This is a genomic window from Pseudomonas sp. SST3, from assembly GCF_003325755.1.
Window position 1 is genome coordinate 15,861 of record NZ_QORI02000006.1, and the last position, 21,766, is coordinate 37,626.

13 protein-coding genes are annotated in these 21,766 nt (G+C 61.7%); 5 read left to right on the forward strand and 8 right to left on the reverse strand.

All coding sequences use genetic code 11. The features are described from left to right. Positions 1-130: 130 nt before the first annotated feature. The 4 genes from ligD to DQ405_RS07705 all read right to left on the reverse strand — a co-directional run bounded on the left by ligD (position 131) and on the right by DQ405_RS07705 (position 4,076). Positions 131-1,054, reverse strand: coding sequence for a non-homologous end-joining DNA ligase (gene ligD / locus DQ405_RS07690; protein WP_168423648.1), 924 nt, complete (start codon positions 1,052-1,054; stop codon positions 131-133). A 17-nt stretch (positions 1,055-1,071) separates the two neighbouring features. Continuing rightward, positions 1,072-2,073, reverse strand: coding sequence for a non-homologous end joining protein Ku (ku, locus tag DQ405_RS07695; protein WP_168423649.1), 1,002 nt, complete (start codon positions 2,071-2,073; stop codon positions 1,072-1,074). Between the two features lie 25 nt (positions 2,074-2,098). Beyond that, the gene (locus tag DQ405_RS07700; protein WP_168423650.1) at positions 2,099-2,956 is read right to left on the reverse strand and encodes an SDR family oxidoreductase; all 858 of its coding nucleotides are present in this window, start codon (positions 2,954-2,956) and stop codon (positions 2,099-2,101) included. 103 nt (positions 2,957-3,059) lie between these two features. Further along, positions 3,060-4,076, reverse strand: a complete 1,017-nt coding sequence (locus tag DQ405_RS07705; protein WP_168423651.1) for a zinc-dependent alcohol dehydrogenase family protein — start codon at positions 4,074-4,076, stop codon at positions 3,060-3,062. Positions 4,077-4,337: 261 nt separating this feature from the next. Here DQ405_RS07705 and DQ405_RS07710 point away from each other — a divergent pair, with 261 nt between their 5' ends. From DQ405_RS07710 to DQ405_RS07730, 5 genes are all read left to right on the forward strand, one after another. Beyond that, a complete protein-coding gene (locus tag DQ405_RS07710; protein WP_168423652.1) occupies positions 4,338-5,255 on the forward strand; it encodes a LysR family transcriptional regulator in 918 nt (305 codons plus the stop codon). 306 nt (positions 5,256-5,561) lie between these two features. After that, a complete protein-coding gene (mexE, locus tag DQ405_RS07715) occupies positions 5,562-6,791 on the forward strand; it encodes a multidrug efflux RND transporter periplasmic adaptor subunit MexE (RefSeq protein WP_168423653.1) in 1,230 nt (409 codons plus the stop codon). Between the two features lie 100 nt (positions 6,792-6,891). Further along, a complete protein-coding gene (locus DQ405_RS07720; RefSeq protein ID WP_168423654.1) occupies positions 6,892-10,062 on the forward strand; it encodes an efflux RND transporter permease subunit in 3,171 nt (1,056 codons plus the stop codon). Beyond that, positions 10,059-11,462, forward strand: coding sequence for an efflux transporter outer membrane subunit (locus DQ405_RS07725; protein ID WP_168423655.1), 1,404 nt, complete (start codon positions 10,059-10,061; stop codon positions 11,460-11,462). The genes DQ405_RS07720 and DQ405_RS07725 overlap by 4 nt, the downstream gene beginning before the upstream one ends. Positions 11,463-11,676: 214 nt before the next feature. Beyond that, a complete protein-coding gene (locus DQ405_RS07730; protein WP_168423822.1) occupies positions 11,677-12,669 on the forward strand; it encodes a DctP family TRAP transporter solute-binding subunit in 993 nt (330 codons plus the stop codon). A 62-nt stretch (positions 12,670-12,731) separates the two neighbouring features. Here DQ405_RS07730 and DQ405_RS07735 read toward each other — a convergent pair whose 3' ends face one another. From DQ405_RS07735 to DQ405_RS07750, 4 genes are all read right to left on the reverse strand, one after another. Then, positions 12,732-14,189, reverse strand: a complete 1,458-nt coding sequence (locus DQ405_RS07735; protein ID WP_168423656.1) for an efflux transporter outer membrane subunit — start codon at positions 14,187-14,189, stop codon at positions 12,732-12,734. Beyond that, on the reverse strand, positions 14,186-17,290 hold the full coding sequence (locus DQ405_RS07740) for an efflux RND transporter permease subunit (RefSeq protein ID WP_168423657.1): 3,105 nt from the start codon (positions 17,288-17,290) through the stop codon (positions 14,186-14,188). The genes DQ405_RS07735 and DQ405_RS07740 overlap by 4 nt, the downstream gene beginning before the upstream one ends. 133 nt (positions 17,291-17,423) lie before the next feature. Further along, positions 17,424-20,504, reverse strand: a complete 3,081-nt coding sequence (locus DQ405_RS07745; RefSeq protein ID WP_168423658.1) for an MdtB/MuxB family multidrug efflux RND transporter permease subunit — start codon at positions 20,502-20,504, stop codon at positions 17,424-17,426. Then, positions 20,501-21,745 (reverse strand): MdtA/MuxA family multidrug efflux RND transporter periplasmic adaptor subunit, encoded by a 1,245-nt coding sequence (locus tag DQ405_RS07750; protein ID WP_168423659.1) that lies wholly within the window; start codon positions 21,743-21,745, stop codon positions 20,501-20,503. The genes DQ405_RS07745 and DQ405_RS07750 overlap by 4 nt, the downstream gene beginning before the upstream one ends. Positions 21,746-21,766: the final 21 nt, after the last annotated feature.

The window sequence follows — 21,766 nt, forward strand, 5'->3', positions numbered from 1 at the left end:
TGCTCATCGAGTAAGTCGACTGCAACCGCTCTACGATGGTTCCTGCAGGCCGACGATGAGTTCGGCGTATGTTCGCTACGCTAGTTGAATGCTAGCTGGAGTTTCGGTAATGGAAAGCCCACCGGTCGAATCAGGTGCTCGCGTTGACCAACTTCAGCAAGCGCGCCGAAATCGACTGTCTGGTAGTGGCGTACTCGGACCAGGGATCGACACCGATTTGCGTCAGCCGCTCATTGAGGTTTTGAATGTTCCACTGGTCCGCGCCGTCAATCTGCTCTAGCTCGCCGCGGCCGATGGGTACCGAAACCGGCAAACCGGGACGAGCGCGCGCCGAGTAAGCTGCCACAGTGCTGGCGCCGCGCTGATTACGCAGATAATCGACGAAGATTTTGCCGACACGGTTTTTCGGTCCCATCTTCGCCACGATCCGTTCGGGTGCCTCTGTGGCGAGACGTGTCGTCACGCCACGTGCAAATTCGCTGATGCAATCCCAACTCTGCCGACGATCGATCGGCACGACCACATGCATGCCGCGTCCGCCGCTGGTTTTGAGAAATGCCTTGAGGCCCAGCTCCCCCAGCAGATCAAGCGTCATACCGGTCGCTTCGATCATTCTCGACCATGGCAGCGCAGGGTCCGGATCGAGGTCGAAGACAATCCGGTCCGGCCGGTCGATGCGGTCGCTACGGGCATTCCAGGTATGGAATTCGACCGTTCCCATCTGCACCGCCTCGACCACCGCCGTAATGCTGTCGGCCTGGATCAAACGTGCATGTTCTGGATCGAGCGATTTGTCCAAGACCCGCATGTGGGGCATCTTGAGACGACCGCAATGGCGCTGAAAGAAGCTCTCCCCATCCACGCCGTCGGGCGCGCGGACGATGGATAACGGCCGATTGGCCAGATGCGGCGTCAGCCAGTCGCCCACCGTCAGATAGTATTGAGCCAGCTGCAGCTTGGTCGCGCCGCTCTTCGCGTCGATAACCCGCTGGGGGTTGCTGATGCCGATGCCGCCCACATCGGGGCGGCTGCTCTTGCCGGACTTTGCGGGCATGCGCGTACCTCGTCGGGTCAGCTGGCTTTCTTGCTGCTGGACTTGCTGGCTGTGCTCTTGCGCGTAGTCGAGGCCTTGCTTGCCGATGATTTGCTGGCCGTCGACTTGGCAGGTGCCTTCTTACCCGTAGTGCTTTTGCTGGCCGTGCGTTTACGCGGCGCCACCTCTTCCTCGCTGGTCTCCTCCTCGTCATCGTCGACCTCATCCACCGGTGCCGCTTTTTTGGCTGTTTTGCCCGCAAGGCTGCGCTTGAGCAGCTCAGTGAGGTCAATGACATCGGCGCTGCGGCGATCGACCGCTTCTTCCGGCCCGCCAACAGCCTCCAGCTTGCCTTCGCGGGCCTTGGTTTCCACTAGATCCATGATCTGGTCCTGGAAGGTGTCCTTGTACTGGTCGGGATTCCACTCTTCGCTCATGTCTTCGACCAGGCGCTTGGCCATGTCCAGCTCACGAGGGTTGAGGTCGGCGTTGAGTGCTTCATCCTTCATCTCCAGGTACTCGACGCCGCGAACCTCGTCCGCCCACCGCAGGGTATTCATCACCAGGGCCTTGCCCAGCGGCATCACCACCGCAAGGTGCTGCTTGTTGCGTAGCACGACGTTGGCGATGCCAACTTTGCCCGTTTGAATCAAGGTTTCACGGAGCAACGCGTAAACCTTCTCACCGCGGCGATCGGGCGTGAGGTAGTACGGCGTGTCGATATAGAGGAACGAGATGTCCTTGGCATCGACGAAGGCGACGATATCTACCGTTTGCGTCGCTTTCGGGTGGGCAGCCTTGATCTCGTCATCGCTGATCACGACGTAATTGCCCTTCTCGTACTCGACGCCCTTGACGATGTTTTCGCTGTCGATGTCTTCGCCGGTGGTTTTGTTGATGCGCTTGTAGCCGACCCGGTCCATGCTGCGTTTGTCGAGCCAGTCGAAATCGATTCCCGAGCGAGTCGTCGCGGGTACCAGGGCGACGGGAATATGGACCAGGCCGAAACTGACGGCGCCCTTCCAGATCGTGCGAGGCATGACGTTCTCTCCTGTCGACAGGCGGTCAGCCGTTGACCACTGTACCGCCGTTCACATGGATGATCTGACCGCTCACGTAGGACGAATCGCTGCTGGCCAAGTAGACGTACGCCGGCGCCACTTCATCCGGCTGGCCAGGACGCTTGAGCGGCACGTTGGCACCGAATTCGGCAACCTTATCGGCATCGAAGGTGGACGGAATCAGCGGTGTCCAGATCGGCCCCGGCGCCACACCGTTTACGCGAATGCCGCGCTCGGCCAGATTCATCGATAGCGATCGGGTAAAGGCGGTAATGGCGCCCTTGGTGGACGAATAATCCAGCAGTTGCGGGCTTCCCTTGTAGGCCGTCACCGACGTGGTATTGATGATCGAGGCGCCCTCCTTGAGATGCGGCAGCGCAGCCTTGGTCATCTGGAACATGCCGAAGATGTTGGTGCGGAAGGTTTTCTCCCACTGCTCCTCGCTGATGTCTTCCAAGCTTTTCTGCGGGTGCTGCTCAGCGGCGTTATTGACCAGGATGTCGAGCCTGCCGAACTTGGCCAGCGTCTCGTCAATGACCTTGCGGCACACCTCACGATCGGCCACATCGCCAGCAAAGGTCAGGCATTGGCGACCATGGCCTTCAACCACCCGGCGGGTTTCATCCGCGTCCTGGTGCTGGTCCAGATACAGGATCGCCACGTCGGCACCCTCGCGAGCGTAAAGCACCGCGACCGAACGCCCGATACCACTGTCGCCACCAGTGATGATGGCGACCTTGCCCTGTAGTTTGCCGGCGGCTTTGTAATCATCGCCCTTGAACTCGGGACGGGGGTTCATTAAGCCTTCCTTGCCAGGTTCGGGTTGCTGCTGAGGCGGTAGAGTCTGGTTTTCGTCGGCCATGCCAATATCTCCGTCAAGGTGAATAACCTGTCTTCGGAGGACTTGAACGGCTGGGGAAAAGTTTCTGTGAAGCGATGAGAGGGCCCTGCCAGCGGGCCCCGTTTCAATCGAGGCGAAGCGTGACTCGCCCACGTGCTACGCCGCTTTCGACGTATTGATGCGCCTCTACGACGTCACTAAAGCCGAACACCTTATCGACCTGGGGCGTGATGAGTCGGTCCGCGGTCAACTGGTTGATGTGCAGCAGCGCGCGCTTGACGGCCTCGCGATTCTGCTCAATGCCCAGTTCGGGCTGGCCGGTGAAATCGCACAGGCAGTGCAGGAAAAATTTGAAGTTTTTCTTGAAGGCCGCACAGGCTGGAAAGGCCGTCTCGTTGCCGCCATTAAGTCCGTAGAGAATCAACTTGCCACGCGGCGCGATGACATCGCCCAGCAGCTTCATTTGCGAGCCGCCGCAACCATCCAGCACTACCTCAACGCCGGCGCCGCCAGTAATCTTTTGCAGCCGCCCGACGAGATCTTCCTCTTCGGTGACGATCACCGTTTCGGCGCCCAGCTCGCGTAGAAAATCACGGTCTTCAGCGGTATCGCACGTGGCAATCACGCGCGCTCCCAAGGCCTTTGCCAGCTGCACAGCAGTCGGGCCGGTGCAATGACGCGCCTCGGTCACCAATACGTATTGGCCAGGCTCCAGCTGCGCCAACTCAACCAACGCAAAGTACGCCACCAGGGCTGGCGTGTAGTGAATGGCGGCCTCGACCGGACTGAGCATGTCCGGATAGTGGACGAGCGAAGTGTGCGGCAGCAGCACATGCTCGCCGTATAGCGGATACTGGTTGAGGTCATGTGCCGGAAAGCTCGCCACTCGGTCGCCCATGGAGAAACCATCCACCTCATCGCCCACCGCCAGCACTTCGCCGGCGACTTCGCAGCCAAGCCCCGACGGAAGTCGCGCATGCTGCGGTGCGAGATCCTGCCGCCACAGCACGTCGTTCCAGCTGATTCCGATAGCGCGGACGCCAATGAGCACTTCGCCGGGGCCCGGTCGTGGCACGTCCTGCTGCTCGTAGCGCAGAACTTCGGCAGGGCCGAACTGATGGAAACGGATGATGCGGGACATTGAAAGACCCCTCGCTTACTACTGTATTAGTGACTCTATCTGCACCGCCGACACAACTCCAGTCGCGAAGCCTGCATTCCGTTCGATAGTCGCCATGCGTGGGAATGATGATCGGCTGTATGTAAAGTCGCACGCCGTGCAGGTTTGTGTATTTGCAAAGCGGAAATGGACACGCCGGCTTCACGCGGATGTGTCTAGAATGCAGACGCAACCCTGAAGGTCAGCCGCATCTCTGTCTGACCACAGCTTGAAGTGAATGGCATGAATCGCAACGACCTTCGCCGTGTGGATCTGAACCTGCTGATTGTCTTCGAAACGTTGATGCACGAGCGCAGCGTGACGCGAGCGGCGGAGAAGCTGTTTCTCGGCCAGCCGGCGATCAGTGCTGCGTTGGCGCGCCTGCGCACACTGTTCGACGACCCGCTGTTCGTGCGTACGGGCCGCAGCATGGAGCCGACTGCCCGCGCCCAAGAAATCGCCGGTCTGCTCTCCCCCGCCCTGGATTCGATTTCCACGGCGGTCAGCCGTGCCTCGACTTTCGACCCGGCCACCAGTGAGCTGGTGTTCCGCATAGGCCTGACCGATGAGGTCGAGTTCGCCTTGCTGCCCCAGTTGCTCCGGCGCATGCGGGCCGAGGCACCGGGCGTGGTACTGGTGGTACGGCGCGCCAATTACCTATTGATGCCGGGCCTGTTGGCGTCCGGCGAGATATCGGTGGGCGTCTGCTATACCCAGGAGCTACCGGCCAATGCCAAACGCAAGGTGTTGCGCCGGCCGAAGCCCATGCTGCTGCGTGCGGACAGTATTCCCGGACGGATGAGCATGGACGACTACTGCTCTCGCCCGCATGCCATGGTTTCCTTCGCTGGCGACCTGAACGGCTACATCGATGAAGAGCTGGCGCTGCACGGCTGCAAGCGCAAGGTCGTGCTGGCGGTGCCGCAGTTCAACGGCCTGGCAAGCCTGCTCGCGGGCACCGACCTGGTAGCGACTTTGCCAGACTACGCAGCGGCGGCGTTAGCTGCCAATGGTGGCGTGCGTGCCGAACCGCTGCCATTCGAGACGAGTCAGGACTTCGAACTTTCCATGGCTTGGCGTGGCGCTCAGGACAACGACCCCGCAGAGCGTTGGCTGCGCTCTCGCATTCAGATGTTCGTCGGTGATCCCGACAGCCTCTGATAACGCCTAACCAAGGCGCCGCCCGTGGTGGGCTGAAGCCCACCCTACAAAAGCCGAGTCATGACGCGGTGGGCAAAGCCCAGCCTACAAATCGCCTGCTTTATGTCTGTAGGGTGGGCTTTAGCCCACCAAAGCCGATACCCAAACTCGGCCGCGCAGTAGCACCTGCTCACCCTGCTCATCCTTGATGAAATGTCCTGCAACATCACCGCGGGTGATATTCATATTCGCGCCGTTCGATTTCTGCATCGTGAGGTCAGCCTGCACACTCCCGCCATCGATAAAACCCGAGTTGCGGAGTCAAGCATGGAACGTTCACTCAAAGCCTTGCGTTACCCATTGGTTGCGATTGCCGCCGCCCTCGTCGGCGCGTGCGGGCAGGCGCCTGAGGCGACCGAAGCGGCAATGCCGGCGCCAGCGGTCAGCGTCGCCGAAGTCATCGAACAGCAGGTCACCGAATGGGACGAGCTCACCGGGCGTCTGGAGGCGCCGGAGTCGGTCGAGATTCGCCCGCGGGTATCCGGATTCATCGACAAGGTCGCCTTCGAGGAAGGTGCCTTGGTGAAGAAAGGCGATCTGCTGTTCCAGATCGACCCGCGCCCGTTCGAGGCACAGGTGAAACGCCTGCAAGCCGAACTGCAACAAGCCCGAGCCACCGAGCGCCGCACCGCCAGCGAGGCCCAACGGGGGGAGCGGCTTCGCGCCAACAATGCCATTTCCGCCGAACTCGCCGATGCGCGCGTTAGTGCCGCCAGCGAAGCGAAGTCTGCTGTCGCTGCCATCCAGGCGCAACTGGATGCCGCCAAGCTGGATCTGAGCTTCACCCGGGTTACCGCGCCCATCGATGGCCGAGCCGGACGTGCGTTGATCACCGCCGGCAACCTGGTCAACGCAGGCGAAGCATTGCTGACCACTCTGGTATCCACCGATAAGGTCTACGCCTATTTCGAAGCGGACGAGCGCACCTACCTGAAATACCGCGAGCTGGCCCGCAACGGCAATCGTGGCGAGACGACGCCCGTCTACCTCGGCCTATCCAGCGAGGACGGTCATCCCCATCTCGGACACATGGATTTCATAGACAACCAGGTCGATCCGCGTACCGGCACCATTCGCGGCCGCGCCGTGTTCGACAACCATGACGGACGCTTCACCCCCGGTCTCTACGCACGGTTGAAGCTGGTCGGCAGCGCTACATACGAGGCGGTGCTGATCAAGGACGTTGCGGTGGGGACCGATCTGGGCAAGAAGTTCGTGCTGGTCCTCGGCGATGACGGCAAGGTCAGCTACCGCTCCGTCGAGCTGGGCCCGAAGCTGGAAGGATTGCGCATCGTCCGCAGCGGACTCGGAGAAGGCGAAACCATCGTCGTTAACGGCCTGCAGCGGGTGCGTCCAGGTGCAACGGTCGCGCCACAGAACGTGCCGATGGCTGACGCGGACACCCTGGCCGCACTGAAGGAACAGCACCGTGCGATCACCGCCGCTTTCGAACGGCAGGTCGTTGACCGCAACGTGGCGCGTCGCCCAAGCAGCTGAGCCCAGCGTTAGCAGCAGCCGATCGCGCGCCTCGGTGCGCACCTAGAAAAACCAATTCCGCCAGGGTGCGTCATGCGCGCCCTTTCCCCCGGAGTGCGTCATGAATTTCTCTCAATTCTTCATCCTGCGGCCGATCTTTGCCGCGGTGTTGTCCCTGGTGATCCTCATCGGCGGCGCCATTTCGCTGTTCCAGCTGCCGATCAGCGAATACCCCGAGGTGGTACCGCCCACGGTCGTGGTACGGGCCAACTTTCCCGGCGCCAACCCTAAGGTCATCGGCGAAACGGTCGCTTCACCGCTGGAACAGGCGATCACGGGCGTCGAAGGGATGCTCTATATGTCGTCACAGGCGACTGCTGACGGCAAGCTGACCCTGACCGTCACCTTCGCCCTCGGCACGGACCTAGACAATGCACAGGTGCAGGTGCAGAACCGCGTAACCCGCACCATGCCGACGCTGCCCACCGAAGTACAGCGCCTCGGCGTGACGGTGGACAAGGCGTCTCCGGATCTGACCATGGTGGTGCACCTGACCTCGCCGGATGAGCGCTACGACATGCTGTATCTGTCGAACTACGCCGCGCTCAACGTCAAGGACGAGTTGGCACGCCTGGACGGCATTGGCGATGTCCAGCTGTTCGGCATGGGTGACTACTCGCTGCGCGTCTGGCTCGACCCGAACAAGGTCGCCTCGCGCAATCTCACTGCTTCCGACGTGGTCAACGCGATCCGCGAACAGAACCGTCAGGTAGCCGCTGGTTCGCTCGGTGCGCCGCCCGCTCCGGGTGCGACGGATTTTCAGCTATCGATCAATACTCAAGGTCGGCTGGTCACCGAAGAAGAGTTCGAGAACATCATCATTCGCGCCGGCGAAGATGGCTCGATCACGCGACTGCGCGACATCGCGCGTATCGAGCTGGGCTCCAGCCAGTACGCGCTGCGTTCGTTGCTGAACAATCAGCCTGCCGTCGCCATTCCAGTCTTCCAGCGCCCCGGCTCCAACGCCATCGAGATTTCCGACTCAGTCCGTGCACGCATGGCCGAGCTGAAGCAAGATTTCCCCGAGGGCGTTGACTATGAAATCGTCTACGACCCGACCATCTTCGTGCGCGGCTCCATCGAGGCGGTGGTGCACACCCTGCTCGAAGCAATCGTGCTGGTGGTGTTGGTGGTGATCCTGTTCCTGCAGACCTGGCGCGCCTCGATCATTCCGCTGGCGGCTGTACCGGTATCGTTGATCGGCACCTTCGCCGTGATGCACATGCTCGGCTTCTCGCTCAATGCGCTGTCGCTGTTCGGCCTGGTGCTGGCAATCGGTATCGTGGTGGATGACGCCATCGTCGTGGTGGAAAACGTCGAGCGCAACATCGGCTTGGGCAAGTCGCCGGTGGAAGCGACCAAGCAGGCGATGAAGGAAGTGACCGGCCCGATCATCGCCACCGCCCTGGTGCTCTGCGCGGTGTTCATTCCAACTGCGTTCATTTCCGGCCTCACCGGGCAGTTCTATCAGCAGTTCGCGTTGACCATCGCGATTTCCACCGTGATCTCTGCGTTCAACTCGTTGACTCTTTCGCCCGCACTGGCCGCCGCCCTACTGCGAAGCCATGATGCTCCAAAGGATGGCTTCTCGCGTCTGCTGGACAAGCTGTTCGGTGGCTGGCTGTTCGCGCCGTTCAACCGCGTGTTCGATCGCGCTAGCCACGGCTACGTCGGCGCGGTCAAACGTATCCTGCGCGGTAGCAGCGTTGCGTTGGTCGTCTATGTCGGCCTGGTAGCGCTGGGTTACATGGGCTTTGCCAGCACGCCGACCGGTTTCGTGCCGCCGCAAGACAAGCAGTACCTGGTGGCCTTCGCGCAATTGCCGGATGCGGCAACCCTGGATCGTACCGAGGACGTGATCAAGCGCATGTCGCAGATCGCCAGCGAACACCCCGGCGTAGAAAACACCGTGGCTTTCCCTGGTTTGTCCATTAACGGTTTCACCAACAGCCCCAACAGCGGCATCGTCTTCACTCCGCTCAAGCCGTTCGACGAGCGCAAGGACCCGTCGTTGTCGGCCAATGCCATTGCGGCTGAGTTGAACGGCCAATTCGCGCAAATCCAGGACGCCTTCATTGCGATTTTCCCGCCGCCTCCGGTTCAGGGGCTGGGCACAATTGGCGGCTTCCGCGTACAGGTGCAGGATCGCGGCAACCTCGGCTATGAGGAGCTCTACACGCAGGTGCAGAACGTCATCGCCAAGAGCGCCGACTATCCAGAGCTGGCCGGACTGTTTACCAGCTATCAGGTCAACGTGCCGCAAGTCGATGCCGACATCGACCGGGAAAAGGCCAAAACCCACGGTGTGCCGATCGATCAGATCTTCGACACCATGCAGGTCTACCTCGGCTCGCTGTATGCCAACGACTTCAACCGCTTTGGCCGCACGTATCAGGTCAACGTCCAGGCCGAGCAGAGGTTTCGTCTGTCGCCTGAGCAGATCGGGCAGCTAAAGGTGCGCAATAACCGTGGCGAGATGGTCCCTCTGTCGACCTTCGTCGAGGTCAGCGATAGCGCCGGACCGGATCGCGTGATGCATTACAACGGCTTTCTCACCGCCGAAATCAATGGAGCGGCGGCCCCCGGTTACAGCTCCGGCCAGGCCGAGGCAGCCATGGAGCGCCTGCTGAAAGCAGAATTGCCGAACGGCATGAGCTTCGAATGGACCGAGCTGACCTACCAGCAAATCCTCGCCGGCAACACCGCGATGTTCGTCTTCCCGCTCTGCGTGCTGCTGGCCTTCCTGGTGCTGGCGGCGCAGTACGAGAGCTGGAGCTTGCCGCTGGCGGTAATCCTGATCGTGCCGATGACCCTGCTGTCGGCCATCACCGGCGTGATTCTGTCCGGCGGCGACAACAACGTGTTCACCCAGATCGGCCTTATCGTACTGGTTGGCCTGGCGTGCAAGAACGCCATCCTCATCGTCGAGTTCGCCAAGGACAAGCAGGAAGAAGGCATGGATCGTCTATCCGCGATACTCGAGGCTTGCCGCCTGCGTCTGCGCCCCATCCTGATGACCAGCTTCGCGTTCATCATGGGCGTGGTGCCGCTGGTGCTATCCAGCGGAGCCGGCGCGGAGATGCGCCACGCCATGGGGGTTGCGGTGTTCAGCGGCATGCTCGGCGTGACCTTCTTCGGCCTGCTGCTGACGCCGGTGTTCTATCTGGTGATCCGCGCTTTCGTCGAGAAGCGCGAGGAGAAAAAAGCGGTACTGAAGGAGGCCCATGCATGAAGGCTGTCATCTCGATCCCATTATTGTTTGTCGCGACCATTGCCTTGACCGCCTGTGCGGTCGGCCCTGACTACCGAGCGCCCGATACGGCACCCGCGAACATCGAGCGGGCCACGGCGGCGGGCTTCGACCGCTCGCGCTTCGAATCCGCCTGGTGGCGCCAGTTCGAAGACCCGACACTGGACGCATTGGTCGGCGAGGCATTGTCGGAAAACCGTGAGCTGCGTATTGCCTTCGCCAGACTGCGTGCGGCACGGTCGATCCGCGACGATGCGGCCAACGATCGTTTCCCCACCGTGACCGCCGGTGCCACCGCCGAATATGGCGAGGCACAGCAACCGGGGTTCAGCGAGGAGCGCAGCAATATCGAGCGTTATGACCTGGGCCTGGACATGGCATGGGAGCTGGATCTGTTTGGCCGCATTCAGCGCCGAATCGAGTCCAGCGAGGCCCAGAGCGAGGCGGCAGAAGCCGAGCTCTACCAGTTACAGGTAAGTCTGATCGCCGAACTGGTGGATGCCTACGGCCAGCTCCGCGGTGCACAGCTGCGCGAGCGCATTGCCCGGGAGAATCTCGAAAACCAACGCGATTCGCACCAGCTGACCGAACAACTGCGTGACGCTGGTATGGGCAGCGAGCTGGACGTACTGCGCGCAGATGCTCGGCTGGCGGCTACCGAGGCCAGCTTGCCGCAACTGCAAGCGGCACAGGCCCGTGCCCGCAACCGTATCGCCACCCTCCTCGGCCAACGCCCGGATCAGCTCAGCGTAGACCTGTCGCCTCGTGCGCTACCGGCGATCGCCAAGGCATTGCCGATCGGTGATCCCGGCAAATTGCTACGTCGGCGCCCGGACATACTGGCCGCTGAACGGCAGCTGGCCGCCGCGACCGCCAATGTCGGCGTGGCAACGGCGGATCTGTTTCCGCGGGTCAGTCTGTCCGGCTTCCTCGGCTTCATTGCCGGGCGCGGCTCCCAGATTGGCTCCAGCGCCGCACAAGCCTGGGGCGTCGCGCCGAGCATCAGCTGGGCGGCGTTCGATATGGGCAGCGTACGGGCCAGGTTGCGTGGGGCCGAAGCCGATGCGGACGGTGCGCTGGCGAACTACGAACAGCAGGTGCTGCTTGCGCTGGAGGAGTCGGAAAACGCCTTCAGCGACTATGCCCACGCCCAGGAGCGGTTGCTGTCATTGTTGCGTCAGTCCAGTGCCAGCCGGGCCGCCGCACAACAAGCTGAGATCCGCTATAGAGAAGGCACCGTGGATTTCTTGGTACTGCTCGATGCCGAGCGTGAACGCCTCGCTGCCGAGGACGCTCAAGCCCAGGCTGAAGTGGAGCTTTACCGTGGCATCGTCGCTTTGTACAAGGCGCTGGGGGGTGGTTGGCAGCTCGCAAGCAGTTGATCCGCGAATGCGCTGCGCCGCTACTGGCGGCCCAGCGCGGCTGGTAGACGCCGACAAATTGTGATCTATGCCCAGTCCCGCTCATCGGATCATGAATTTTATGAGAAAGCGCTTTAGCTAGGCCGGCTTCTTTGGCATAACGTCCCGTCGAAGCTCAATCGCATCCGGTTCCGGATGCCATGCCAACCAACCAAAAATAAAGAGCCTTTTCATGATCAAGCCGATCATCACCCTTGCCGGTCTCATGCTGGCGCTGGCCGCGACCGCCGTCGAGGCCGAGCCGATCGTCATCAAATTCTCCCATGTCGTCGCTGAAGACACGCCCAAGGGCAAAGGCGCCCTACTGTTCAAGCGACTGGTCGAAGAACGCCTGCCAGGCCAGGTAACGGTCGAGGTTTACCCCAACTCCACGCTGTACGGTGACGCCAACGAACTAGAGGCGCTGAGCAACAACGACGTCCAGCTGCTGGCACCATCGCTGGCCAAGTTCGAGAAGTACACCAAGCAGGTGCAGGTGTTCGACCTGCCTTTCCTGTTCGACGACCTCGAGGCGGTCAACCGCTTCCAGAAGCGCGCCAAGGGGCGTCAGTTGTTGCGCTCGATGGAGAAGGAGAACATCACCGGCCTGGCCTACTGGCACAACGGCATGAAGCAGTTGTCGGCAACCAAGGCGCTACGCCTCCCAGATGACGCGCAGGGACTGGCGTTCCGCATCCAGCCCTCTGCGGTACTGGAATCGCAGTTCGCCCAGGTCGGCGCTCCCACCAAAAAGATCGCCTTCGCTGATGTCTTCGCATCGCTGCAGAACGGCACCGTCCAGGGCGCGGAAAACCCCTGGTCGAACATCTACAGCAAGAAGATGCATACCGTGCAGCCCTACATCACCGAGAGCAATCATGGCGTGCTCGATTACATGCTGGTGAGCAACACGCGTTTCTGGTTCGGTATTCCGCACCGCATTCGTACCGAGCTCGAAGGCATCATCGACGAGGTCACCTACGAGGTGAACCGCGCCGCGGAGGAAGCCAATCAGGCTCATCGTGAGCGCATCCGTCAGGCCGGCACCTCGGAGATCATCGAGCTTACCGCTGCCGAACGTGAAGCCTGGCGTGAAGCCATGCGACCGGTATGGCAAGAGTTCGAGCCGGTAATCGGCGCCGACATTATCAAGGCGGCGCAAACGGTAAACCGCAAGCAGCGTCACTGATCGATCGAAACAAAAAACCAGGCTTAGACCTGGTTGTTTTTTTGTGCTCTGGAAAGCCTCGCCTATCGCAGGCCCGGCTCCCGCTCGAGCTGCTCAATATCCCAGCCGCCACCCAGCGCGGCGATCAGCTGCACGCTGGCCGTCAGACGATCGCCCAGCAACGCCAGATTGGTGCGCTCGTTGTTCAGTGCAGTGGTTTGCACCGTCGCCACGCTAAGGTAATCCACGGTGCCGGCACGGTACTGGTTCTGGATCAGGCGTAGCGATTCCTGGGCCGCTTCCAGCGCTTCACGCTGTACGACCGCCTCCTCGGCCAGGACACGCAGCTGCACGAGGTTGTCTTCGACTTCGCGAAAACTGTCGAGAACCGTCTGCCTGTAGGTAGCCACCGTCTGGTCATAGCTGGCTTCGGCTGCTTCGAGGTCGGCACGGCGGCCGCCGAAATCCAGCAGCGTGACCGCCAGCTGAGGCCCTAGTGACCAGAAGCGGTTGGGTAGGCTGATCAGATTACTGAAACTGCTGTCGCGATAGCCGCCGCTGGCGCTCAGCGTCAGGTCCGGGTACCAGGCCGCTTCGGCCACGCCGATCTGCGCGTTGGCAGCCATCACCTGACGCTCGGCAGACGCGACATCAGGTCGACGCTCCAATAACTGCGACGGCAACGCCAATGGCACCTCGGGCAGCCGTGGAATATCCCTGCGCTCCGCGATATCCAACTCCGAGGGCGGCACACCGATCAGCACGGCGATGGCATGCTCCATCTGCGCACGCTGCCAGCGCAGGTCGATTGCCTGGGCCTGGGTGCTTTTCAATTGGGTCAGCGCCTGGCTGACGTCCGATCTCGGCACGATACCGGCCTGATACTGATTTTCCGTCAGGCGCAGCGAGCGGGCGAACGCCTCGACCGTCTGATCTAACAACCGCTGTTGTTCGTCCATTACGCGCAGCTGCAGATAGGTCTGGACCAACTCAGATTGCAGACTCAAGCGGACCGCCGCCAGATCCGCCGCGCTCGCTTGCATGTTGGCGCGATTGGCTTCCAGATTGCGCCGTAACCGGCCCCATATATCGAGCTCCCAGGATGCATCGAGCCCTACTTGATAGTTGTCGCTCACGCCGCTGCTGGTGACGCCTGGCGTATCGCTGGTTGAACGGTTCTGCCCGCTGCGCGTTACGCCACCACTAGCCCCCACAACCGGAAACAGTTGCGAACGCGCGCCGCGCACCAGCGCCCGAGCCTGTCGATACTGCGCCTCAGCTGCCGCCAGATTCTGGTTGGAGACGTTCAACCGAGCGACCAATGCGTTCAGCTCGGTATCGCCGTAGAGCGCCCACCAATCGCCTCTCTGCAACGCATCAGTCGGTGTAGCCGCCTTCCAGCCTTCCGCCTGCTTGAATTCCGTGGCGATTGGCAGTTCTGGGCGTTGATAATCGGGGCCCAGGGTGCAGGCGCCCAACGAGACTGCCATGACGACGACAGCCAGCGGCCGCATGGGGTGTTTCAAACGCAACGAATTCATAGCGGATTTTCCAGTGCGGCGTCGGTGCGTACACCGCGCCAGCGGTTGAAACGATGACGTGCGCGGTCCAGGTACAGGTAGACCACCGGCGTGGTGTAGAGCGTGAGAATCTGGCTGAGCATCAGACCGCCGATGATGGCCAGCCCCAGCGGCTGGCGCATTTCGGAACCTTCGGCACCGCCCATCAGCAGAGGCAGCGCGCCGAGGATGGCGGCCATGGTGGTCATCAGGATCGGTCGGAAGCGCAGCAAGCAGGCCCGGCGAATCGATTCCGCCGGCGAAAGCCCGTCGTTCCGTTCGAACTGCAACGCGAGATCAATCATCAGAATCGCGTTCTTCTTCACTACGCCGATCAGCAGGAACAGGCCCAGCAGAGAGATCAGGCTGAACTCTTCGCGTGTCAGGATGATAGCCAGCAATGCCCCGACACCGGCCGAAGGCAGCGTCGACAGGATAGTCAGCGGATGAATGTAACTTTCGTAGAGAATCCCAAGCACGATGTAAACCAGCAGCAAGGCACCGAGGATCATCAGCGGCTGGCCTTCCTGAGTGGACTTGAATACATCGCCGGTGCCACCTAAGCGCCCCTGCACCTCGCTGGGCATGCCGATGGCTGCGACAGCCCGTTCGATGGCCCGCGTCGCCTGATCCAGACTGACGCCAGGCGCCAGATCGAAATCAATGTTTTCGGCGGCGAACTGCCCATCATGGCTGACGCGGTCCTCTTCCAGGCTTCGCTCGTAGCGGGCGAAGGCGGCCAGCGGTACGCGCCGGCCATCGCTGGTGATCACCTGGATCTGTTCCAGCACTTCGGGATGTTGGGCGTAGCTCGGGTCGATCTCCATCACCACCTGATACTGATTGAGCGATTCGTAGATGGTGGAGATCTGCCGCTGGCTGAAAGCGTTGTTGAGCAACGTGGTCACCGTGCTCATGTCGATGCCCAGTCGCTTGGCCGCGTCGCGATCGATCTTCAGGCTGATCTGCTGCGCGCCCTCGCCTTCGTTGGCGTCGATGCTGGTGAGCTCCGGCAAGGCCATCAGCGCTCGGGTCACCTGCGGTACCCAGGTGCGCAGGTCGGCCAGGTCGCTGGCCAGCAGGTTGTAGGAATAGGCCGAGCTGCTCTGCCGGCCGCCACCGAACTGCAGATCCTGATCGGCCATGAGGAACATGCGGCCGCCGGGCACCTTTGGCTGATTCTTGCGAATGCGCTCGATCACCTTCTGCGCGGATATCTTGCGCTCGGCCAGCGGCTTGAGCCGGACGATCATGAAGGCATTGTTGATGCCACCCTGGCCGCCGATAAAGCCGGCCACACTTTCCACCGCCGGATCGGCCAGCACCGCCTTACGGTAGGTTTCCATTTTCGGCTGCATGACCTGGAACGACAGCCCATCGTCGCCGCGGATGAAGCCGGTCAGTTGGCCGGTGTCCTGTTGCGGGAGGAAGGTTTTCGGCACCTCGATATAAAGGAAAATATTGAGGCCGATCGTCGCCAGCAGCGTGAATAACGTGATGCGATGATGACGCAGCGCCCACCCCAAGGTCCTGTCGTAGTGGCGCAACAGCCATTGGTGGGCGTCGTGGCTCCAGCGATGCAGGCGGCCATCGTGCTCGGGCTGGTGAGGCTTGAGCCAACGGGCGCAAAGCATTGGCGTCAAGGTCAGCGATACCAACAGCGAGACGAGGATGGCAGCCGCCAGGGTGATGGAGAACTCGCGGAACAGCCGCTCGACGATACCGCCCATGAACAGGATCGAGACGAACACCACCACCAGTGACAGGTTCATCGACAGCAGGGTAAAGCCAACCTCACGGGTCCCGATGTAGGCGGCACGCATCGGTGGGACGCCGTCATCGATGTGCCGTGCAATGTTCTCCAGCACCACGATCGCGTCATCCACCACCAGCCCGGCGGCGAGGATCAGAGCCATCAGCGACAGCACATTGAGCGAGAAGCCGAACAGATACATCACGGCAAAGGTGCCAACCAGCGAAACCGGTACCGCAAGCGCCGGTATCAGCGCTGTACGCAGCCGGCCGAGGAACAGGAATACCAGCAGTATGACCAGCCCCACCGCAATCAGCAGGGTCCGCTCAGCCTCGTGCAGCGTTGCACGGATGACGGGCGAGCGATCCATCGCCACAGCCATGTTCACACTGCCAGGCACGATCGCCTGGAGAGCAGGAAGCTCGTTGCGGATGCCCTCGATGGTTTCGATGATGTTCGCGCCAGCCTGGCGGTTGATCACCAGCAGCACCGCACGCTCGTTGTTGAAGAACCCGTCGTTGTAGCGATCTTCGACCCCATCCCTGACCTTGGCGATGTCGCTCAGGCGCAGCGCAGCGCCATCCTGATAGCGAATGATCAGTGGCAGGTAATCTGCGGCTTCGTGCAGTTGATCGTTGGCCTGTACCTGCCAGTGACGATGATCGTCTTCGACCATGCCTTTGGGGCGGCGCACGTTGGCCGAGGCGATGGTCTGGCGCACCTCATCGAGGGAAACACCGTATTGCTCCAGTTGTTGCGGCTGCAGTTCGACGCGCACGGCCGGCAAGGAGCTGCCGCCGACCTGTACCTCCCCGACACCGGGCACCTGGGAAAGCTTCTGCGCCAGAACAGTCGAACCGATGTCGTAGAGCTGCCCCTTATCCAACACCTCGGAGGTCAGCGAAAGCACCATGATCGGCGCCTGCGCCGGGTTTATCTTGCGGTAGGTCGGCATGCTGCGCATGCCGCTGGGCAACAGATTGCGCGACGCGTTGATGGCTGCCTGCACGTCTCTGGCGGCACCGTTGATGTCGCGGTCGAGATCGAACTGGATGATGATCCGCGTCGAGCCCTGGCTACTGCGACTGCTCATCTGGCTGACGCCGGCGATGCTGCCCAACGAGCGCTCCAGCGGCGTTGCCACGCTGGACGCCATGATTTCCGGGCTCGCCCCTGGCAAGCTCGCTTGCACCGTGATGACGGGGAAGTCCATGTTCGGCAGCGGCGACACCGGCAATAGGCCGAAGCTGACTCCTCCCAACAGCAGGATCGCCAGGCTCAGCAGCATGGTCGCGACCGGGCGAGCGATGAAGGGTGCGGACAGGTTCATGGGTGCAAGCCAGTCGATGGCCCGGAGCGGGCAGTCCGAAACTGGAGGAAAGCACTGGCCGGCAGAATGCCTGCCGCTGTCGGTAGGGCTCGACCTCTACTCAATTCGGCCGATTTTCTTTCCAGTTCGGCGTTCATACCCCAACCTCTTGCCCTGCGCCATCCTTTCGGGCAAAACGCTGGCCGAGCCGGTCGAAGAACAGATAGATCACCGGCGTGGTAAACAGCGTCAGCAACTGGCTGAGCAGCAGGCCACCGACCAAGACCAGGCCCAGCGGTTGGCGCAGTTCGGCACCCGAGCCGGACGCCAGCATCAGGGGTACAGCACCGAACAGCGCAGCCAGGGTGGTCATAAGGATCGGGCGGAAGCGCAACAGCGCCGCGCGGTAGATCGCGTCCTGCGGGCTCATGCCCTGGTGACGTTCGGCCTCGAGGGCGAAGTCGATCATCATGATCGCATTCTTCTTGACGATGCCGATCAGCAGGATGATGCCGATGATGGCGATCAGCCCCAGATCGTTGCCGGTCAGCAGCAGTGCAAGCAAGGCGCCGACGGCAGCCGATGGCAGCGTCGAGAGAATGGTGATTGGATGGATATAGCTCTCATAGAGCACACCGAGCACGATGTACATGGTCACCACCGCCGCCAGGATAAGCAGCAAGGTGCTCGACAGCGACGCGCGAAACGCCTCGGCGGCACCCTGGAAACGACTCTGGATACCGGCCGGCAACCCGATCTCGGCCTCGACCCCTTCGATGACCTCCACCGCTTCGCCGAGCGACACACCGTCGGCCAGATTGAATGACAGCGTCACGGCCGGAAACTGGCCGATGTGGTTGATCAACAGGGGCGCGCTGCGCTGCTCAAGCGTCGCCAGGCTCGACAGTCTTACCGGTGTGCCGCCCTCGCTCTGCACGAACAGCTGTTCCAGCGTCTTCGCGCCAAGACGCCCGCCGGCCTCCGCCTCGATCACCACACGGTACTGGCTGGCCTGGGTAAAGATGGTCGAGATCTGGCGTTGACCGAACGCGTCATACAGCGCATCGGTGATAGCCGATATCTCGATACCCAGCCGCGCCGCAGCATCACGGTCGATATCCAGGAAAATCTGCAGGCCGTCGCTTTGCAGATCGCTGGCGACATCGGTCAACTCTGGGCGCTCACGCAGCGCCGCGACCAGACGCGGTGTCCATTCCTGCAGCAGTTCGCCGTCTGGGGACTCGAGGCTGAACTGGAATTGCGTACGGCTGACCCGATCCTCGATGGAGAGATCCTGCACCGGCTGCATGTACAGGTCGATGCCTGGCAGTTTCGCCAATTCCGGACGCAGCCGGTCGATAACCTGGCTTGCGGTGACGTCTCGCTCATCGTGAGGTTTGAGGTTGATCAGCAGGCGACCGCTATTGAGGGTCACGTTGTCGCCATCCACGCCTATATAGGACGACAGGCTGGCGACAGCCGGATCGGCGAGGATCACGCGGGACAAAGACTGTTGACGTTCACTCATCGCGCGGAAAGAGATTGATTGAGGCGCTTCGCTGATGCCCTGAATCACGCCGGTGTCCTGTACCGGAAAGAAGCCTTTCGGCACGGCGAGGTACAGCACGACCGTCAATCCCAACGTAGCCACGGCCACCAGCAACGTCAGCGTCTGGTGCCCCAGCACCCAGGTCAGCCAACGCGCGTAGCCGCCGATCAACCGCTCGACCCAGTCCGGCTTGGATTTTTCCACCGTGGCTGGCTTGAGCAATTTGGCGCACATCATCGGTGTCAGGGTTAGGGACACGACCAACGAGATGAGGATGGCGACGGCCAGCGTAATGGCGAACTCGCGGAACAGACGCCCCACCACGTCTTGCATGAACAGCAGAGGAATGAGGACGGCGATCAGCGACAGCGTCAGCGAGATCAGCGTGAAGCCGATTTGCTTAGCGCCTTTGAGAGCTGCCTGCATGGGCGTCTCGCCCTCCTCCACATGGCGCGCAATGTTCTCGAGCATGACGATTGCATCATCGACCACGAAGCCGGTGGCGATGGTCAGCGCCATCAGCGTGAGGTTGTTCAGCGAGAATCCGGCGAGGTGCATCACGGCAAAGGTGCCGATCAGCGACAGTGGCACGGCGATGGAGGGGATGATCGTCGCCGAGAGTCGCTTGAGGAACACGAACGTGACCATCACGACAAGAAAGGTCGCCATCAGCAATTCGTGCTGTACATCGGTGATGGCCGCGCGGATGGTCTGCGTGCGGTCGGTGAGCACCACCACATCGAGACCGGCCGGCATGCTGGCGGTGACCTCGGGAAGCAGCGCCTGAATACGCTCGACCACCTCGATCACGTTGGCGCCGGGCTGACGCTGGATATTCAGCAGCACGGCCTGGCTTTCATTGGCCCAAGCGGCCAGGCGCTCGTTCTCGGCGCCATCGACGATGTCGGCAACATCCTTCAAACGCAACGTTGCGCCGTCCTCGTACGCCAGTATGAGTTCGGCGTATTCCTCCGGAGTCTTCAACTGATCGTTGGCATCGAGCATCGAGACGCGCGTCGGGCCGTCGAAATTGCCCTTGGGCTGGTTGACGTTGGAGCTGGTTACCAGTGTGCGGACATCGGCGAGCGACAATCCGTAGGAGGCCAAGGCCTCGGGATTGACGCGGATGCGCACGGCCGGGCGTTGACCGCCAGCGATACTGACCATGCCCACGCCGCTGATCTGCGCGAGCTTTTGCGCCATGCGCGTATCGACCAGATCATGAAGCTCGGGCAGCGCGAGACTTTCCGAGGTGATCGCCAGCGTCATCACTGGTGTATCCGCCGGGTTGACCTTGTTGTACACCGGCGGCGCCGGAAGGTCGTTCGGCAGCAGGTTGCTGCCGGCATTGATGGCCGCCTGGACCTCCTGCTCGGCCACGTCCAGCTCGACCTCCAGCGAGAAACGCAGGGTGATCACCGAGGCGCCGCCGGAGCTGGTCGAGGACATCTGGGTCAACCCCGGCATCTGCCCGAACTGCCGTTCCAGCGGAGCGGTCACGGCGCTGGTCATGACTTCGGGACTGGCACCGGGATACAGCGTCATTACTCGAATGGTCGGGTAATCCACCTGAGGCAGCGCGGAAACCGGCAGCATGCGGTAGGCGATGAGACCGGCCAGCAAAATCGCGATCATCGTCAGGGTGGTTGCCACCGGCCGAAGGATGAACAGCCGCGACATATTCATCGCGCAGGGCGCTCCTTGGCGCTCTGTGTGTCGATTTTCGGATTTTCGGCTGCTTCTTCGGCGAGCTTCTGGCGATCCACCACTTCGACTTCGCTGCCGTCACGCAGCCGGTCGGTGCCTTCCATGACGATTCGCTCGCCGACGCTTAGGCCGTTGGTGATGACCGTTTTCTCGCCGTTGCTCGGGCCCACCTCAAGCACCCGCAGCTCGACCTTCGAGTCTTCTCCAACGACATAGGCATAGTTGCCACGCGAGCCGAACTGCAGTGCTGCAGAAGGAATCAGCACCGCATCATCGAGGGTTTCCACGCGCAGGCGAACGTTAACGAACTGATTGGGTATCAGCAGCTCCGTCTCGTTATCGAAGCGAGCCTTCATTTTTAGCGTGCCCGTGGTCGTATCGATCAGGTTGTCGAGACTTTCCAGCACCCCTTCGCCGAACAGAACCCGCTCGCCGCGATCCCAGGCTTGTACCGGCAGTTCCTCACCGCGACGAAAGCGGGCAATGACCGGCGGCAGCTCGCCCTCAGGCAAGGTAAAGCTGATCGCCATGGGTTGCGTCTGAGTAATGACGACCAAGGGTGTGGTGTCACTCGCCGCGACCAGATTGCCCTGGTCAAGCTGGCGCAGGCCGACTCGCCCGTCGATTGGTGCGCGGATCTGAGTGAATTGCAGATTCAGCTTGGCCTCATTGACCGCCGCCTGGTTGGCGGCCAGTGTGCCTTGGTACTGGTTGACCAGCGCCTGCTGGGTGTCGAGGGTCTGCTTGGCAATGCTGTCGTCGGCAAACAGACCTCGATAGCGCTTCAGGTCCAGCTGGGCATTCTGCAGCAGCGCGCGGTTCTGCTGCAGGGTACCTTCCGCCTGCTGCAACGCTACCTCATAGGGGCGCGGATCGATGACCGCCAGCAGATCGCCGGCCTTGACCCGCTGGCCTTCTTCGAAGCGTACCTCGACCAGCTCGCCCGCCACGCGGCTGCGCACATTCACGGTATTCAGTGGCGTGACGGTGCCGAGCGCCTTGGCATAGACCTCGAATCTCCCCTGCTCGACCGCTGCGACCCGCACCGGCGTCGGACCGCCAAACGCGCCGAAAGCCGGCCGCCCGCCCCGCTGTTGTTGCGGCGCCTCGGCTGCGGTTGGCCATAGCCACCAAAGCAACAGCGCAATCACAACGACCACGCCGCCAATGATCAACCAGCGCCGAACGGAACCGGCAGAAGAAGTGTTTGCCTCGGACATGAACTGGGTTCGCCTGAAAAT

Excerpts from the sequence above, each read along its gene's own strand:
- ligD (WP_168423648.1), bottom strand. The coding sequence starts at position 1,054 with ATGCCCGCAAAGTCCGGCAAGAGCAGCCGCCCCGATGTGGGCGGCATC.
- ku (WP_168423649.1), bottom strand. The coding sequence starts at position 2,073 with ATGCCTCGCACGATCTGGAAGGGCGCCGTCAGTTTCGGCCTGGTCCAT.
- DQ405_RS07700 (WP_168423650.1), bottom strand. The coding sequence starts at position 2,956 with ATGGCCGACGAAAACCAGACTCTACCGCCTCAGCAGCAACCCGAACCT.
- DQ405_RS07705 (WP_168423651.1), bottom strand. The coding sequence starts at position 4,076 with ATGTCCCGCATCATCCGTTTCCATCAGTTCGGCCCTGCCGAAGTTCTG.
- DQ405_RS07710 (WP_168423652.1), top strand. The coding sequence starts at position 4,338 with ATGAATCGCAACGACCTTCGCCGTGTGGATCTGAACCTGCTGATTGTC.
- mexE (WP_168423653.1), top strand. The coding sequence starts at position 5,562 with ATGGAACGTTCACTCAAAGCCTTGCGTTACCCATTGGTTGCGATTGCC.
- DQ405_RS07720 (WP_168423654.1), top strand. The coding sequence starts at position 6,892 with ATGAATTTCTCTCAATTCTTCATCCTGCGGCCGATCTTTGCCGCGGTG.
- DQ405_RS07725 (WP_168423655.1), top strand. The coding sequence starts at position 10,059 with ATGAAGGCTGTCATCTCGATCCCATTATTGTTTGTCGCGACCATTGCC.
- DQ405_RS07735 (WP_168423656.1), bottom strand. The coding sequence starts at position 14,189 with ATGAATTCGTTGCGTTTGAAACACCCCATGCGGCCGCTGGCTGTCGTC.
- DQ405_RS07740 (WP_168423657.1), bottom strand. The coding sequence starts at position 17,290 with ATGAACCTGTCCGCACCCTTCATCGCTCGCCCGGTCGCGACCATGCTG.
- DQ405_RS07745 (WP_168423658.1), bottom strand. The coding sequence starts at position 20,504 with ATGAATATGTCGCGGCTGTTCATCCTTCGGCCGGTGGCAACCACCCTG.
- DQ405_RS07750 (WP_168423659.1), bottom strand. The coding sequence starts at position 21,745 with ATGTCCGAGGCAAACACTTCTTCTGCCGGTTCCGTTCGGCGCTGGTTG.